The sequence below is a fragment of the Kitasatospora sp. NPDC057015 genome, assembly GCF_042673745.1.
Taxonomy (GTDB): domain Bacteria; phylum Actinomycetota; class Actinomycetes; order Streptomycetales; family Streptomycetaceae; genus Kitasatospora.
In genome coordinates, this window is record NZ_JBHUSG010000036.1 from 77,816 (window position 1) to 94,026 (window position 16,211).

At 73.8% G+C, this 16,211-nt stretch carries 15 protein-coding genes; 10 read left to right on the forward strand and 5 right to left on the reverse strand.

Annotated features, from left to right (window positions below):
- Positions 1 to 256: 256 nt before the first annotated feature.
- Both ACFTWP_RS28185 and ACFTWP_RS28190 read right to left on the reverse strand, forming a co-directional pair.
- Positions 257 to 1,249 carry a LuxR C-terminal-related transcriptional regulator gene (locus ACFTWP_RS28185; RefSeq protein WP_380267687.1) on the reverse strand — a complete coding sequence of 331 codons (993 nt, stop codon included), beginning with the start codon at positions 1,247 to 1,249 and terminating at the stop codon, positions 257 to 259.
- Between the two features lie 298 nt (positions 1,250 to 1,547).
- On the reverse strand, positions 1,548 to 1,841 hold the full coding sequence (locus ACFTWP_RS28190; RefSeq protein ID WP_380267688.1) for a DUF1330 domain-containing protein: 294 nt from the start codon (positions 1,839 to 1,841) through the stop codon (positions 1,548 to 1,550).
- A gap of 187 nt (positions 1,842 to 2,028) precedes the next feature.
- Here ACFTWP_RS28190 and ACFTWP_RS28195 point away from each other — a divergent pair, with 187 nt between their 5' ends.
- The 4 genes from ACFTWP_RS28195 to ACFTWP_RS28210 all read left to right on the forward strand — a co-directional run bounded on the left by ACFTWP_RS28195 (position 2,029) and on the right by ACFTWP_RS28210 (position 6,498).
- Positions 2,029 to 2,931, forward strand: coding sequence for a LysR substrate-binding domain-containing protein (locus ACFTWP_RS28195; protein WP_380267689.1), 903 nt, complete (start codon positions 2,029 to 2,031; stop codon positions 2,929 to 2,931).
- Between the two features lie 617 nt (positions 2,932 to 3,548).
- The gene (locus ACFTWP_RS28200; protein ID WP_380267690.1) at positions 3,549 to 3,902 is read left to right on the forward strand and encodes a hypothetical protein; all 354 of its coding nucleotides are present in this window, start codon (positions 3,549 to 3,551) and stop codon (positions 3,900 to 3,902) included.
- Positions 3,903 to 4,050: 148 nt separating this feature from the next.
- On the forward strand, positions 4,051 to 4,218 hold the full coding sequence (locus ACFTWP_RS28205) for a hypothetical protein (RefSeq protein WP_380267691.1): 168 nt from the start codon (positions 4,051 to 4,053) through the stop codon (positions 4,216 to 4,218).
- 663 nt (positions 4,219 to 4,881) lie between these two features.
- Positions 4,882 to 6,498 (forward strand): hypothetical protein, encoded by a 1,617-nt coding sequence (locus ACFTWP_RS28210; protein ID WP_380267693.1) that lies wholly within the window; start codon positions 4,882 to 4,884, stop codon positions 6,496 to 6,498.
- 184 nt (positions 6,499 to 6,682) lie between these two features.
- Here ACFTWP_RS28210 and ACFTWP_RS28215 read toward each other — a convergent pair whose 3' ends face one another.
- Positions 6,683 to 7,327, reverse strand: coding sequence for a TetR/AcrR family transcriptional regulator (locus tag ACFTWP_RS28215; RefSeq protein WP_380267694.1), 645 nt, complete (start codon positions 7,325 to 7,327; stop codon positions 6,683 to 6,685).
- Positions 7,328 to 7,594: 267 nt separating this feature from the next.
- Between ACFTWP_RS28215 and ACFTWP_RS28220 the strand changes: the two genes are divergently transcribed.
- Positions 7,595 to 8,395, forward strand: a complete 801-nt coding sequence (locus ACFTWP_RS28220; RefSeq protein WP_380267695.1) for an SDR family NAD(P)-dependent oxidoreductase — start codon at positions 7,595 to 7,597, stop codon at positions 8,393 to 8,395.
- Positions 8,396 to 8,525: 130 nt separating this feature from the next.
- The gene (locus ACFTWP_RS28225) at positions 8,526 to 8,960 is read left to right on the forward strand and encodes a hypothetical protein (RefSeq protein WP_380267696.1); all 435 of its coding nucleotides are present in this window, start codon (positions 8,526 to 8,528) and stop codon (positions 8,958 to 8,960) included.
- A gap of 195 nt (positions 8,961 to 9,155) precedes the next feature.
- Here ACFTWP_RS28225 and ACFTWP_RS28230 read toward each other — a convergent pair whose 3' ends face one another.
- Together ACFTWP_RS28230 and ACFTWP_RS28235 are read right to left on the reverse strand one after the other, a co-directional pair.
- Positions 9,156 to 9,569 (reverse strand): hypothetical protein, encoded by a 414-nt coding sequence (locus tag ACFTWP_RS28230; RefSeq protein WP_380267697.1) that lies wholly within the window; start codon positions 9,567 to 9,569, stop codon positions 9,156 to 9,158.
- A gap of 562 nt (positions 9,570 to 10,131) precedes the next feature.
- Entirely contained in the window at positions 10,132 to 11,106 is a 975-nt protein-coding gene (locus tag ACFTWP_RS28235; protein WP_380267698.1) for a LuxR C-terminal-related transcriptional regulator, read from the reverse strand.
- Between the two features lie 413 nt (positions 11,107 to 11,519).
- On the opposite strand from ACFTWP_RS28235, the gene ACFTWP_RS28240 reads away from it, so the two are divergent.
- From ACFTWP_RS28240 to ACFTWP_RS28255, 4 genes are all read left to right on the forward strand, one after another.
- Positions 11,520 to 11,681 (forward strand): hypothetical protein, encoded by a 162-nt coding sequence (locus tag ACFTWP_RS28240; protein WP_190214750.1) that lies wholly within the window; start codon positions 11,520 to 11,522, stop codon positions 11,679 to 11,681.
- Complete coding sequence (locus tag ACFTWP_RS28245) at positions 11,672 to 12,004, forward strand: hypothetical protein (protein ID WP_380267699.1); 333 nt, start codon at positions 11,672 to 11,674, stop codon at positions 12,002 to 12,004. Before ACFTWP_RS28240 ends, ACFTWP_RS28245 begins: the two co-directional genes overlap by 10 nt.
- A 464-nt stretch (positions 12,005 to 12,468) precedes the next feature.
- On the forward strand, positions 12,469 to 13,656 hold the full coding sequence (locus ACFTWP_RS28250; RefSeq protein WP_380267701.1) for an RICIN domain-containing protein: 1,188 nt from the start codon (positions 12,469 to 12,471) through the stop codon (positions 13,654 to 13,656).
- 190 nt (positions 13,657 to 13,846) lie between these two features.
- Entirely contained in the window at positions 13,847 to 15,871 is a 2,025-nt protein-coding gene (locus tag ACFTWP_RS28255) for a hypothetical protein (protein ID WP_380267702.1), read from the forward strand.
- Positions 15,872 to 16,211: the final 340 nt, after the last annotated feature.

Here is a 16,211-nt window from a genome sequence, read left to right on the forward strand (position 1 = left end):
CCGGCCCGGGGGCGCACGACGGAACGGCGCTGCATGCTGCACGCGGTGCGGGTGGTGGTTGGTCCGTCGGGCCGGTGGGGGCGTGGGTTTCACGGCGGTCACTCGATGGGGTGGCCGGGGCGGGCGGCAGCCGGCACGCCGATCGCGATCTCGCTGGTCCGGGTGCCCGGCGGTGGAGGTGGAGGTGGTGTCACTTGGTCGGGCAGCAGTGGAGGGAGCTCGCTGGGCTTGGTGGTGCGGTGTGGTGCGGGGCGGGTCAGTGGGTTGGGAGCCAGCCTGCTCGGGTGGCGTTGACGCCGGCTTGGAAGCGGCTGCGGGCGTTGAGGCGTTCGATGAGGTCGGTGGCGGTGCGGCGGGCGGTGCGGGGGGAGACGCCGAGGCGTTTGGCGATGGCTTCGTCGGTGTGGCCGTCGGCGAGTAGGCGGATGACGGTTTGTTCCTGGGGGGTGAGGCCGTTGGTGTCGCGTGGTGGTGTGCTGCCGAGGGGTCGGGCGGTGGTCCAGGTGCTCTCGAAGAGTGCGCACAGGGCGCTGAGGGTGCCGTGGCCGGTGAGGATGACGGCGCCGGCGGCGGTGTCGTCGCTGCTGACGGGGATGACGGCGCTCGTCCGGTCGATGATGATCATGCGGGTGGGTAGGGTGACGGTGGTGCGGACTTCGCCGCCGTGTTCGGCCAGCCAGTCGGCGTAGGCGACGGTGGGTGCGTTGTGGCGGACGCTGTCGAGGTAGAGCGTGCGCATGCGGATGCCGCGTTGCAGGAGGTGCAGGTCCAGGGGGCGGGAGGCTTCCATGCTCTCGGTGCTCTGCGCGCCGTCCGGGCTGAAGCTCATGACCTCCGCGCGGATGTCGCGGGTCAGCCTGCTGAGGCGTTCGCGGATCCGGTCGAGCCCGACGAGGTGTTCGACGCCTGCGTGGGCGGCGGCCGGACGCAGGTCCGCGTACTCGGATATGAGTTGGGCGGCGGCCGCGCGGGAGGCTTCGACGCGGTGCTGCTGGGCGGCGAGTTCGGCCTGCTGGCGGGCCATCAGGACTTCCATGCCGATGTCGGGGGAGACGGCGCGCAGCTGCCCGTTCTGTTCGTAGGACGGCCGGGCGAGGGCGAGTTCGCTCAGGGTGTCCAGGCCGGCGCGGATGTCGTCCTCGCTTTGCCCGAGTGCGCTCGCGAGTGCGGCGACTCCGTCCTGGGGGCGGGCGAGCATCGCGCGGTAGAGCGCTTCCGTCGTCGTGTCCAGGCCCAGTGCGCTCAGCATGTCGGTGTCCCCCGGGTTGTCCGTGCTTGTTGCGGTCGGTGTTCGTGTCAGGGCTCGCGGGCCGGTGCCCGGCTGCGCGGGGCCGTGGGGCGTTCACTGCCGAGGCCTGCCGGATCGACGCCCGCTCGCTGCGGGGCCGGGCCAGACTCACCCCGCCCGGCCGGGTGTGGGTGTGGCTGCTTCACGCGGGGGTGGCGGTTCGTGCTCCGGCGGGTCGGCCGGTCGCTTCGGGGTGTCGTTCAACACTGTGTGCGGCGTATGAGGTGACGGATGCTCAGTGATGGCTGGGGTCCGGCGGTCAGTCGATGCCTTCGATGATGCGGAAGTCGCGCTCGACGTCGTCGGGGAGGGCCATCAGCGCGTTCTGGTATGCCTCGCTCTGGTATGCCGCGACGGCCTGTTCAAAGCCGTCGAACTCGATCAGAACGACGCGTTGCGTGATTCCGGCCTCGTGGGCGACGACTCGACCGTCACGGGACAGCAGGCGCCCGCCCGCGGCCCGGACAGCTGGGCCGGCCAGTTTCTGGTAGGCAGTCAGCTTCTCAGGGTCTGAAATGGTGGGGTAGACACTGACCCAGTAGCCCTTGGCCATGGAGACCTCCTCTGTTGGGCCGGACACGTCCGACGTCGAGTTGACACCCGGATGGATCGATCCCGGCGACGGTACTGCGGTCGGTGGAATCGTCATACGCGCAGGTTAGGGCTTGACATGCGGCCGAGGGAAAGACCGGTACGGGATAGAGTCAGAACGGATCGTTATCAATCGGCGGGGAGGGAACGTGGCGCCGGACACGGTGAGCCTGCGGTACTTCCTGGTGCTGGCGCAGGAGTTGAACTTCACTCGCGCGGCCGCGCGGATCGGTATCGCACAGCCCGCACTCAGTTCCCGGATGCGCCGATTGGAGACGGAACTCGGTACGGCCCTGCTGGTCCGCAACACGCGTACCGTCGTACTGACCGCGGCCGGTGCGGCGTTGGCGGAGTCCGCGCCGCCCGCGCTGGCGGCGTTGGACCGGGCGTGGGACGCCGCCCGGAGCGCGGCGGCCGGTGAACTGGGCACGCTGCGCATCGGATACAGCCTCAGCGCCGGTGCCGAGACGGTGCCGGCCTTGGTGGACAGGTTGATTCGCGACAACAGCGGATTGGAGGTCGGCGCGGTTCCGATGGCGACGCCGGAGATCTCCCCCGCGGTCGCCGACGGCCGCATCGATGCCGGGATCACCCGCGGTGAGCAGCCGGGCCGTGGCGTGCGCCGGTTTCTGTTGCGGCGGGCGCGCGTCGGGGTCCAGTTGGCGCAGCACCATCCGCTGGCCCGGCACCCGGAGATCGAGATCGCCGACGCGGCCGCGTATCCGCTGCGACTGCCGGACCGTGCGGCCAACCCCGTGATCCACGATCAGCTGTCCGCCCTGTTCGCCGACACCCGACCTCATCCCCGATTCCACACGCCCGCAGTCTCCTTCGACATGTCCCAGCGCGACCTGCGCGACGGGCTCACCCTCGCCCCGGCCGGGGAAGCCGCACTCGCGGTGCAACCGGCCGGTCTCACCTGGCGGCCGCTACGGGGCGCGCCCGGCCTGACGATCCACCTGGTCCTCCCACGCGAGCAGTCGCCGCTGCACCGCCGCATCCGTGCCGTCGCCAAAACCCTGGCGCACGAGCTGCACTGGCTGCCGGGCTGACGCGTAGGAGGTCGGGCGAGAGGGACGCCGGCGGTGGCGAGGCCGACGGCCTGGTGCCGGGCGGACTTCGCGGTGATGACGACGGCGGTTGCCGAACGTCCGGCACGACCTCGCTCTCGCTGCGCCGGTGGATCAGCATCCGAAGGACCGGGCGGGAACGCGTCTTCGAGGTAGCTGCCGGGCGGCTGTACCGAGCGCTCCCACGGAGCCGGGCCGACTGGGGTGCCGACTGCGCGCGATGGTACCGAGCCCGCGAGCCTGCCTGACGGATCCTTGGATGTCAGGTGGGCAGGTTCGCGCCGGAGTACTTGCCTGACCTGCCTGACACCTGCCTGACACCTGCTGGGCGCCCTGGATGACTGGACGTGCTGTGCAACCGATGGCTCGACAACTGCGACACAACGAATAGACCTCACCAGCCGCGGCCATCCACAGGTATTGACGATTACTCGCTACCGAGGCCGTGGGCGGCCGTGTCCGAGGGGGCTGCCGGAGACCGGCTTGCGGGGGGGGGGGGGGTCCCACAGGTTCGGGCGGTGGCCACTTCCGTCCATGGACCGAAGTGTCCAGTTCGCCGGACTGGTCCGCACAACCGGCGGCTTGGGACGGTTGAGGGCATGTATCTCGTCCACGCCCGTCTGCGCGCGCCCGCCGGGGCGGAACTGCACGTCTCGGCCGGCCGTCTGCTGCGGGCCTTCGCCATGCCTGCCGACGGGCTCGAACACGTCGCGGTGCACCCCCGTGCCGAGCCCGATCCCGTCCTCGGCCTCTATCTGCTCAGCCCGAGCCTGGAGGAGGCGGAGGTGCGTGCGACGCTGCTGTGCCGGCGCGCCTTCGACACGCTGCCCCGGCTGGCCGGCTGGCAGCTGCTCTCGGCCCGGGCCCCGATGGTGACCCCGTTCTACGAGCACCTGCTGGGCCTGGCCGGCGGCGGTGGCCCGATCCGTCCAGGGCCCGATCCGTCCACCTGACAGCCCTTCCAACCTTCCTGAGCTGCGACCAAGCTGGTACTCGCCAGCAGGGAACACCGGCCGGCAGGCAGAACGGACGACGCGCCACCGCGGGACGCGAAAGCCGTGACAGCCCTCACCAGACCCGTCCTCAGGAAGGAACACCACCATGCTCCGCACCCGTATCGCCCAGGCCGCCGCGGTCGCCACCCTCGCCCTCACCGCCACCCTCCTGGCCCCGGCCCTGGCCGCCGCCGACCAGGGCGGCCTGCCCGCCACCCCCTCCACCGCCACGCCCACCGCCGGCGCCACCGGGGACAGCATGGGCTGGCAGTAGCCGCCGATGCCCGTCCCGGCCCCGGGGCGGAGCCGCCGGGCCGGACATCGGGACCCTCACCGGCCGCCAACGCCCGGATGTGCACCACCGGCGAGCGGGCGCACCGGACCCGCGCACCCCGGACCCCGGCTCACGCGGTGTCCTCGACCGGACCCACGTCCTGCTGAACCGCCACCACCGACGATCACCCTGCCGCGCCCACTGCCGGCCCCACCGGTTGGTACCGGCCAGGAAGTTACAGTCCGTTTGCACCGGCGAGCACCGGTGCGATCTCGTCCGCGTCCCCGCGGTGCCTACCTGTACCGTGCCGGCCTGCGCACAACCAGCCGGGGCCGTACGGGCCACGCTCTCTCCCTCCCCACCCGACGGTTGTTCCTGCAGGCCAACCGTCCACCGGGAGCCCGCTCCGTGCGAGCGACCGGCCAGGCTTCTCCATCGGTCACCACGTCCGTGAAGCCACCGGCCAGGCCCTGCCCACAGTGCCCGCGCACCGGCCCGCCCGGCTGTACGGCACCCCGCGCACCCCGCGCGACGCGTACTCCGGTGTCCGCACGCCCGTAGGGGCGTCCGCGCACCCACAGCGGTGTCCGAACTCCCACGGTTCGAGCCCGTACCTGTCCGACCCACACCCGCCCGACCCACACACCTTCAGGAGTTCTCTCCATGTCCGCCATGACGCGTCGTTTCTCCCGCCTCGCCCTGTCCGCCGCCCTTGTCACCGCCGCGGGGGCCAGCCTCCTCAGCGCCGGCAGCGCCCACGCGGTGGGCACCTCCACGGTCGGCGGGCAGATCACCCGCTCCGAGGTCCTCGCCCGTGCCCAGTCCTGGGTCGACGAAGGCGTCTGGTACAGCCAGCAGGGAACCTTCAGCGACAGCAACGGCTCCTACCGCCCCGACTGCTCCGGCTACGTCTCCATGTCCTGGCACCTCGGCCAGAGCCGCACCACCTGGACGCTGCCCGGTGTCTCCGCCCAGCTGGGGAGCTTCGACGACCTCAAGCCCGGCGACGCGCTCGACCGCTACAACCCCGCCACGGCCCAGTACGACACCCACGTCATCCTCTTCGCCGGCTGGGTGGACGGCGCGCACACCTCGGCGAACATCTACACCGAGTCGCAGTCCGGCACCCAGGCGTCGAGGAAGACCTACAGTCGCAGCTACCTCAACTCCCAGAACTACGTCGGCTTCCGGTACAACAACATCGTCGACGCCTCCGCCCCGCAGTCCTACCCCGACCCGTCCTCGCTGCCGGTCGGCACGTTGGTGAAGTCCCCGGCGAGCCCGGTGGTCAAGGTCATGATCAGCGGCGCGGGTCTGACACTGAACGCCTCCGACGTCGCTCCGGACGGCTACGACCTGAGCAGGGTCGTGCTGGTGGACGAGGCGAAGTTCAACGCCCTGCCGTCCTCGCTGCCGGCCGGCACCGTGGTGCTGGACCAGGGCGGTGGTGCGGCCCGCTACGTGGTCGTCGGGGGAGCGGCGCTGCCGATCAGCGCCGCGGAGTGGACGGCCGACGGCTACAACACCCGCCCGGCGATGGGCGTGCCCACCTCCTGGCTGCAGGCCGCCGCCACCGCCTCGCTGCCGGCCGGCACCGTGGTCCACGACGAGGGCGGCGGCGCGAACCGCTACGTGATCGTCGGGGGAGCGGCGCTGCCGATCACCGGCGCGGAGTGGACCGCCGACGGCTACAACACCCGCCCGGACATGGGCGTGCCCGGCACCTGGCTGACCTCCGCCACGCAGGCCACCCTGCCGACCGGAACGCTGGTCACCGGCCAGTCGGGCGGCAACCCGAGCATCTACGTGGTGATCAACAACTCCGCGCTGCCGATCACCGGCACCGAGTGGACCGCCGACGGCTACGCCGGCCAGGTCCTGATGGGTGTCCCGGAGACCTGGCTGGGCGCCGTCGTCGCCAAGCCCCTGGCCGACCGCACGGTCGTCAAGGACGTCTCCGGCGCCGACGCCACCGTCTACGTCATGGCCGGTGGCAAGGCCGTCGCCCTCAGCGGCGCCGACTACACCGCCCTGCACTACGACACCGCCCCCCTCGCCCCGGCCCCCGGTACCTGGCTCGCCGCCGCGGCCGCCAGGCCCGCCCCCGCCGACGGCACCCTCCTGGTCTCCCCGGACAGCGCCACCGTCTGGCTCGTCACCAACCACGGCGGCAAGAAGGCCCTGACCGCTGCCGACTTCGGCCCCGGCAAGTACGACCTCGCCAAGGTTGTCACCGTCCCGACCGCCCTGACCGCGAGCCTGCCGACCGTCACCTCCTGACCCTGACTGCTCCTGACCCCTGACTGCTCCTGATCCCGCCGGCGGCGCGAGCCGGCCCGGCCCCCCTCGAAGGGAGGCCCGGGCCGGCTCGCCCGGCGTTCACCGCGCGGGAGCGCGCCGCACCGCCCGGGCGGCCGCACCGGGCCGCACGAACGGCCCGCACGAACCGCGGCGCCGCGTCCGGCTACTGCGCAGCGGCGCCGGAGCCCGGGCCGGGCCGGGCGGCGGCCTCCTCGGTGACGGCCTCCTCGGTGGCGGGCCCCTCGGTGACGGGCTCCAGCATGGCCGCCAGCAGTTCCGCGAGCCGGTCGTTGTCGACGCCCGCCAGCGCCCGGGTCCCCACGACGGCGCGCAACAGCCAGGTCCCGGCCGTCAGGGCGAGCCCGAGCTGGGCGCGGAGCTCCGCCTCGGAGCCGCCGATCAGCCCCGCGAGGCGGGCGCCCACGTGGGCCTCGATGCCCTGCCGGACGATGTCCGCCGCCTCGGGGTCGGACGCGGACCGCAGGGTGAGCAGAAACGGGTCGAGGTGTTCGGTGCCGTGTGCCGTGTTCTCTGCGAGTGCCCGCGCCATGGTGCGGGTCAGGCCGTGGCGTTCGGTGCCGACCACGGTCGGCGGCCCGAAGGAGCGGTCCACCGCCTCGGCGAACAGGCCCTGTTTGGAACCGAAGTATCGGTTGATCATCATCGCCGACACGCCCGCCCGCTCGGCGATCTGCCGGACACCGGCTCCGGCGTACCCGTACTCGGTGAACTCCACGACGGCTGCGGCGAGGATCGCTTCACGCGTCGCTGCGGCATCGCGCCGACGGGATGGTTGTGCGGCACTCATGGGACCGAGCATACGGCCCGGCCCCCACGGCCGCGGACGGGCGCCCGGCAGCCGCGCGGCATCCGCAACGGCCCGGCGGCCTCTCCCGGCCACACCCCGCTCGGTCCGCAGGGCCGCCCGCCCGGCACGCCTGGCGGCGCGCCGCTGCCGGAGGCCGGGCCGGGCAGGCCGGAGGCAGCTATGTATACAGGTGTAGACTTGCTGTTGCAGCGGCCGTTCCACCGGACCACCAGGGTGCGGGGGCCGGTCCTGGAAGGGAAGCGGCAGATGAAACTCGACCTCCTCGGCAAGCGCGCGTTGGTGACCGGTTCGAGCGCCGGACTCGGCGAGGCCACCGCCAGGTTGCTGGCGGCGGAAGGGGCCGCCGTGGTGATCCACGGGCGAGACAAGGCCCGGGTGGAGGCGGTCGCGGCATCGATCCGTGCGACCGGCGGGACGGCCGACACCGCGCTCGGCGACCTGGCCACCGACGAGGGCGCCGCCGAGACCGCCCGGGCGGCGACCGCGGGCGGCCCCGTGGACATCCTCGTCAACAACGCCGGCTTCTACCGTCACCTGTCGTGGGCGGAGGCGACACCGGCGGAGTGGAACGACACCTACAACGTCAACGTCGTCTCGGGGGTGCGGATGATCCAGCACCTCGTCCCCGCGATGCGCGAACGCGGTTGGGGTCGGGTCGTCACCATCGGCGGCGGCCTGGCCTCCCAGCCGATGAACACCCACCCCCAGTACAACGCCACCTTGGCGGCCCGCCACAACCTCGCGGTGTCGCTGGCCCGCGACCTCAAGGGCACGGGCGTCACGTCGAACGTCGTCTCGCCCGGTGCGATCCTCGTCGAAGCCACCAAGGAACTCGTCACCCAGATCGGCCCCGCCCGCGGTTGGGGCCGGACCTGGGACGAGATCCGGCCGAACGCGGTCGAGGCCCTCATCCCCAACGACCAGGGCCGGTTCGGCGAGCCCGACGAGATCGCGGCCGCGGTGGCGTACCTGTGCAGCACCTACGCCCAGTACATCAGCGGAGCGACGATCCGCGTGGACGGCGGGCTCATCCGCTCCGCCTTCTGAAGCGGCCCCGGTTCCGCTCCCGATTCCGCTCCCGTCCCCGGCCCCGTCCCCGATGCGGCGCCGGGCCGCGTCCCGGCATTCGGCTACGCTGCGCCCGACGGTGCTGGGGCGAACGCGGGGGAGTGCGCACATGGCGGAGATCGTCGTACCCGGGCCGGAACCTGACTGGCAGCCGGCCACCAGCCTGCCGTACGGCTCGGGCCGGAACCCGGCCCTGCAGTGCGGCCTCTGGGTGGCGGCGGCCGGCTCCTTCCGGATGATCGCCGGGCTCACGCCGCCGTTGCAGGCCCTCGCCGCCCGGCTGCGCCTGAGCGTGGAGCGCAGTTGGGAGGAGCTCGGCGAGGTGGACGCCGCCGTGTTCACGATCGACCGGCGGCACTTCGCGCTCAGCCTCATGACGTACGGGCAGAGCGAGACGTGGGTGTGGCTGCACCGGTCCCACGAGGACGCCGACGGCGCGCTCGACGTCCTGCTGCGGGCTCTCGGGCTGGGTCAGGACGCCGTGGTGTTCACCGGCGGCCCGGACGACGGCTTCCACTACCGCGACACCGGCCTGCCCGGCTGAGGCGCGCCCTTGTCCGGCCGGCTGCTGCGGCAACGCACGGCACGGCGCACCTGGACGGGGCGCCCGGCTGCCACGGCCCGCCGGCGGGCCGTCCGGACTCTGCCGCAGGTGACGTCCGGACGCCCGTCACGGTGACGCCGACCCGAACGGCGTGCCCTGACGGCGCGTGACCGAACGGCGGCGGGCCCGAACCGGCTAGGTAGGCGGCCCGCCGCCGGTTCCGGCGGGCCACCGGGGCACCGGCCCGTCCGGCCAGAGCGTCCCGAAGCTCGGGTCCTCGTGGTCGCCTCGGTGGCTGCGGGGCCGGGCGCACAGCAGGCGGGTGCCGTCCCCCCGGCCGGCCGCCGGGCACAGGTCCGCGCCCCGGTGCCGGACCCGCAGTTCGGGGCAGCCGCCGGCCTCGGTGATGTCGTCGCAGTGCCAGTCGATGACGGCGAGCGCGGCGATGGCGGCCGTGACGTCCCCGGAGTTCCAGAGCACGACGGTGCCGCCGACGCCGGCCGCCGGGCTGATGGTGTACTCGCGCACTCCCACCCGGCCGTGCCCGGCAGCGCCCGTGCCGGGCAGCGCGCGATCGAGGTACTCGGCGAGGTGCTCACCGGGGCTCATGAAGACCCACCCGCTGCGCAGTCGCGTGCCGGCGCGGGTACGGGCGTAGGGGTGGAGATGCCAGGGAGCAACCGGACGGCGTGGACGCCCTGTCCGGGCATCGATCACGACGACCGGGCCGGTGGGCGGGACATCCTGTACCTGGATCACTGCCGGCAGCGCACCGTCCCGGGTCCTGGCCTCCCGGTACGCCTGGCCACGCTCGATGTGGTGTCCGGTGCTGCGGCTGAAGATCTGATCCCGTCCCGGTACGGGCGGCAGGCCCGGTCCGGCCGTCCCGGCGGACATGCTAGAGCCCCGGCGCGGGAGCGGCGAACGAAATCCCCACCGGCGGGCCCCGCCCGCCCGTCCGCCGCCGGTACCTGACGCACGGGCATCACACACCGGCGCTCGGCCCGGTCCGCTCTCCACGCGCGGCGCGTTCGGCCCGTCCGTGCGGGTGGATACCGCCCTCGGGGCCGGCGGATGCTGCCCCCCGGAGCCGGCGGTTGCTGCCCGAAGGGGCAGGGGCCGGCCGCGGCCGGGCGGGCGTACGGCCGCTTTCTCCCCGTGCGCCGGCGGGTCAGAGCCAGCCGCGTTGGGCCGCTTTGATGCCTGCTTCGAATCGGCTGGTGGCGTTGAGGCGCTCCAGGATGGAGGCCATGTGGCGGCGGACGGTGCGGGGCGAGAGCCCGAGCCGTTGGCTCGCGGTTTCGTCGGTGAGGCCGGTGGCGAGCAGGCGCAGGAGTTCGCGCTCGGTGTCGGTGAGGCCGGTCTTCGGGTCCTCGGTGCGGGTGGCGCCGAGGGGGACGGCGGTCGACCAGGCCTGTTCGAACAGGTCGATGAGGGCGGCGAGGACACCGGGTTCGGTGATGTGCAGGGCGCCCTTGCGGCTGTCGGCTGGGTCGATGGGGACCAGTGCCTGGGTGCGGTCGACGATGACCAGGCGCTGGGGCAGGACCGGGGCGGTGCGCACTTCGCTGCCGTTGGCCAGCAGCCAGTGGGCGAAGGCGGTGGTGTGGGGGTCGTTGCGGGTGGAGTCCTGGTAGAGGCCCTTCATGGTGACGCCGCGGGCCAGGGCGGGTGCGTCGGCGGCGCGGGCGGCAGCGAGGTCCTCGGGGCGGTGGCCCGCGCCGGGGTGGACGCCGAGGACCTCCCGCACGGCGGAGCGTCCCATCTCTTCGAGGCGGGCGTGGATGGCGTCCATGCCCAACAGGCGGGTGCCGGGGGCGCGTTCGGCGGCGGTGCGTTCGGCGACCATGTGGACGACGGCGGCGCGCGAGGTGGCGAGCTGGGCCTGGCGGGCGGCGAGGTCGGCCTCCTGGCGGGCGAGGATGTCGGCCAGGCCGATCTCGGGGTCGACCGCGCGCATCCGGCCGGGATGCTCGCTGGAGGCCCGTACCAGCAGGAGCCCGGCGAGTTCGTCGAGGCCGTCGTGGACCTGGACGGGTGTCAGGCGGCACAGGTCGGCGATCTCCTCGACCCCCGCCGCGGGGTGGTCGAGCATGCTCCGGTAGACGGCCGCCGCCGCGGCGCTCAGCCCGAGTGTTTCCAGCATCTCAGCGTGTCCCGCCAGTAGTGGCGCGGCCCCCTGGCGACACCTGGTGCGCGCGATGATGGCACCTGCACATCCGCGCTTCAAGATCGATCGCCGGGGGTGGATCGCGGCCTGCGCCGCCGGCCGGGCATCGCCGAGGGGCCCCGCGGGCCGGCGCGGACAGGGCCGGCCGGGCAGGCGCCGCGGGCGGGCGGACATGACCGGCACCCCCATTCATGACGCGCTCATGTCATCACGTCCTAAGGCGGCGGGACCGCTTCAGGACGCCCCGGACACCTGTCGGCAGGGCCGCCCCGCCGCCAAGCTGGGGTCACAGCCGAACGGGAACACCCCGGACGGCGGCAACCGGCCGACGTGTCAATCAACCGACACCGCAACGGACATGAACCCCTTCGTCATCAAGGAGCACCAGCATGATCCGCACCCGCCTCGTCCAGGCCGCCGCGATCGCCGCCCTCGCCCTCGCCCTGCTCCCCGCCGCCACCGCGGCCGCCGAGAGCGTCCCGGCCCCGGCGCCCGCCACCGTCCCGTCCGCCGGTGCCACCGTCACGCCCAGCGTCCTGCAGTGGGGCTGAGCCGGTTGGACATCGTCTACCTCTCCCTGACCCGCCGGCCCGGCACCCCGGCGCATCCCGCCGAGGCCGCTGACGTCGTCGACATCCTGTGGGCCCACGCCCGCCCCGGTGACGACCTGGAGCACGTCAGCGCGAACGCCGGACCCGGCCGCCTCGACCTCCTCCTCTACCTCCGGACCCGCGAGACCGCCCCGGGCCCCCGGAGCCACCTCCACCGGGCCGGCCGGCTCCTGGCCCGTTGCCACCAGGCCTCGGTCCTGATGCGCGAGCGCTATCTGCCGGCCGGTCCGCCCGCAGCACGGCCGGACGCCGGAGCGTCCTGACGGTCCGGCCCCGGCGACCGCTGTTCCTGCAGGACAGCCGTCCCGCCGACCCACCGTCGCCTCCCGCGGGCACCACCACGGGCCCCGCCACCGCCTGCACCGCCCACCGCCTGTCCCGTCCGGCGTCCGCAGGACCGCCCGCCCACCGCCTGCCCGCCCACCGCCTGCCCGCCCACCGCCTGCCCGTCCGGTGCACGCCCGGCCCCTCCGATCGTCCGGTGGCGCCCGTCACCGCCACCGCCCCGGCACCGCAGAGCCGGCCTCCCGGGCCGGCCGTCCCCGCACGACATCCGCCACCACCGGCCGCACCGCGCCGCCGGCACGGGGCCGCCCGTTGCCGTCCGCAACCGGCGCGGCCCGCCGTCCGCAACCGGCGCGGCCCGCCGTCCGCAACCGGCGCGGCCCGCCGTCCGCAACCGGCGCGACCCGCCTTCCGCCGCTCACCGTTCCCAGGAGAAACCGCCATGACCGCAAGGGCCGCAGTATCCGCCTCGCTCGCCGCAGCCGTCCTCGCCTCCGCGCTGGCGTTCGCCCCCACGGCCTCCGCCTCGCTCGACGACGGCAATCACCAGGCCTGCAACGCCGCCAACATCATCAGCCCCAGCAACAACCCCTACGACAGCCACACCGGGCCCGACGCCTGGGCGGCCTGGGTGGGCTGCATCCTCGCGGCCAAGGACGACCACGAACGCACGGCCAGGGCACGAGGGCAGTTCGTCCAGGACCTCGTCGCGCTGCTCAACACCCTGAGCAACGGCTACGCCAACATCATGGTGTTCGACGTCGCCGGGGACAACGCGTTCGGCGACCCGTGGTTCACCCACCCCTACGCCGCGAACCTGCAGGGCGTCATCGGCCAGGCCGACGTGACGTACCACGACGTGACCTCACGCGAGGACCAGACCTACCGCGTCTGGGCCTTCACCGGCGGGGGCACCTTCACCAACCCCGGCGACGGCGGCTGGGTCAACTGGGGATTCTCGGGCTACTACACCCGCAACGGCGGCACCGTCACCTTCAACCCCGCCCCCGCCCCCGTCCCGGCCGTGCCCGGGAACACCTCGGGCGCCCCGCTCACCCCGGGCGCCCCCGGCACCATGGGCGCCGTCACCGACCTCGGCGGACTGCTCACCGGAGCCACCCCCGCCGTCGGCGGGACGACCGGCCCCGAGGGAACCCTCACCCCGCTGCTGCCTCCCGTCAGCGCCGGCGGCGACAACGTCACCCGCGTCGCCGCCACCGGTGTGACCGCCGGCGTCACCTCCCTCACCGGGGGCGCGAAGTTCCTGCGGACCGCCCACGGGCTGGGCGCCCTGTCCCTGAAGTCCGCGGCCGGCTACCCGGTCTCCGCCGGCACCCTCGCCCCGGGCGGCTCGACCTGGCTGCTCAAGCCGGTCGCCGGCGGCCGCTACGAGATCACCAACGGCTTCGGCCTCGACCTCACCGAGAACACCAAGAGCTACACCGCCGAACTCCAGCCCTGGAAGAACACCGCCAACCAGAAGTGGCAGGTGCTTCCCCTGAGCAACGGCACCCACCAGATCCGCATCAGCGACCAGGACTGCCTCACCTACGACGAGGACTTCAAGACCCTGGGAGTGTGGACGTGCGACAACTCCGCCGCCCAGCAGTGGACCATCGCCGACCTGTAGCAACCCGCAACCCGCACCGCCGTCCCCGCCCCCGCCCCTGCCGCCCGCCCGCCGGGCGGTTCGGCGGGGCGGACGCGGTGGTGCGGCGGGCGCCGGCCGGCGGCCACTCGGAGCGGGCCGCGGTCGCCCCGCCCGTCACGGAAGCGAGGCGGAGTGAATTCGGGCGACAGGGCGGCCGGTTTCCCGGACGATGACAGCCGGTGGCGAGCAGGACGGCGTGGTGGTGGGCTGGATGACGGTGACGGGGATGTCCCTGGAGGCGCTGGACGCGGTGGCGTGGGAGGGGCTTGAGACGGCGCATCCGCACTACCCGGTGGCGGAGGTTCCGCGGACGCTGCGCCGGCTCGCCGTGGCGGGTCCGGGGGCGACGGAGGAGGACAGCGGCCGGCTGTTCGAGTGCCTGACCGGCCGGAACGGCGTGATGCCGTCCGCGGCGGCGGCCGCTCTGCCGTTCGTCGTGGCGCTCGCCGCCGACCCGGCGATGGGCGCCCGGGTCACCCTCGTCGAACTCCTGGTGGCCATGAACGGGTCGGGTGCGACGGACGAGGACCGGGCCGGGGCGCGGTCCCTGCTCGCGGACCCGGATCCGGTGGTGCGGCGGGCGGCGATCCCGCTCGCGGGCAGCGTCGCCCGGCTGCTGGAGCGGTGGCGGGTGGAGACGGATGCGGTTGTCCGGCTGCCGCTGCTGCTGGCCCTCGGCGAGGCCGCAGCCTCGCCGCAGGCCGACCGGGGCGCTGTCGCGGCGGCGCGGGCCGTGCTGGCGCAGGTGCTGACCGGGGAGGACCCGGTGCCCTGGGTCGCGGCCGTGTACGCCTCGGCCGGCCTGGACCAGGACCTGGCGGTCCGGCACCTGGACCGGCTGGTGGAGGTGTTCGCCGACCCTGCGGTGCGGCCACGGTTCGAGGAGACGTGGTACCAGACGGAGTTCGGGCTTTCCTGCAACCGCGAGCACGTGCTCTGGTGGATCTCCCGGCGCCTGGAGCACGACCTGGAGGCGAACCTGTCCTTCGTCGTCCGGCTGACCGGGGCGGCGGGCAGCGGCGGGGACACCCTGCTGCGCCGCGCGGCCCTGGACCTTGCCTGGGACCTCTTCGTTCGACGGCGGGCGGTGGCACCCGTGCTCCTGCCGCTGGCGGGCGCTCTGCTGGACGATCCGGACGGGGCCGTCCGGCTGCGGGCGGCGAACCTCCTCGCCGCGCTCGGCCCGGTGTCGGCCCCGTACGCCGACCGGCTCGCCGGACTGCTCGACGACGACGGGGCCGACGAGTACTTCGACGGCACGGTCGGCGAGATCGCCCGTTGGGCACTGACCCGGATCGGCGACCCACGCGCCCTGCCGGGACTCGTCCGGCAACTCCGCGCGCAGGAGGAGGAGCAGGGCCGCGGCTACTGCCTCGGTGATCCGAGACGGCCGGATCCCAAGGACGTGCTGACCCCGCTGCGCGCGCACGCGGACGTCCTGCTGCCCGCAATACGGGAGGCGATCCGCGACGCCGGGGCCCGTGGCGGCGCGCCCCACGTATTCCTTGCGGTGCTGGAGGCCTGGGGCGAGGACGCGTTGCCGGCCCTGCCCGATCTCCTTCCGCTGCTTGCCTACTCTGGGGCTTCGGTCTCCGTACTCGGGGTGCTGCGGGCGATGGGGCCGACCGCCGCCTCGGCTGAACCGGCGGTGCGCGCCTGTGAGGCGCTGGACTCCCCGGGCAGCTTTCCGTGGGTGGCCATGACCGCTGCGTGCATCGGAGCGGACCGCGAGGCCGCACTGCGGCTCGTCGGCGACGCGGTCATGACGTCCGAGGCACCCGGATACTGGCCGATCGGTGCCCTGGCCGGCTTCGGCCCCGCCGCGGCCCCCTACGCCGACCGGGTCCGGTCGATCCTGGAGAACAGCACCCAGGGGCGGCGTCTCACCGCCGCGACCACCCTCTGGTCGATCACCGGCCGGACGCAGCCGACCGTGCAGGTCCTGGAGGAGTTCGTCCTGCCGATCGCCGACGGCGACGACAGCTTCGGATCTTTCCGCGACGCGCTCCAGGGCCTCATCCGGATCGGCTGGATCAGCCCGGCGATCCGGGACGCACTGCTGAGGGTGCGGGAGTCGCTGCGCCGCCTGTCCCTGCTCGACGGCTACGAGGCGGTCCTCCAGGACGAGGAGCTGCGCCGGCTGACCGAGCAGGCGCTCGCGTGTGCCCAGGCCCCACCCGGAGAAGCACGCTGAACCGGCGTCCGCGCCGCCCCGCCGGACGCGGTGGTGACCCGTCCGTCCGGTGGCGAGGCCGCAGTCCCGCCGCGCGGACGCGCGGCCGGGGGCGCGTCCGTCAGGGGCGGGGCGTCCGGCGGGGCGGGACCAGGGCGGTGTCGGCGAGGATCCGCCCGCGCTCGTGGCAGACTCCGCCACCGCCCTCAACCCGCCTGCACGACGCTGGGCACCATGCCCGGCGAACTGCGTTCCGAGCCCCAGCTGTTCGTCGCCCTTGGGCCCAGGCTGGGCCCAGCCTGCGGGTGGCGCGGGTGGCGCGGGTGGCGCGGGTGGCGCGGGTGGCGCGGGTGGCGCGGGT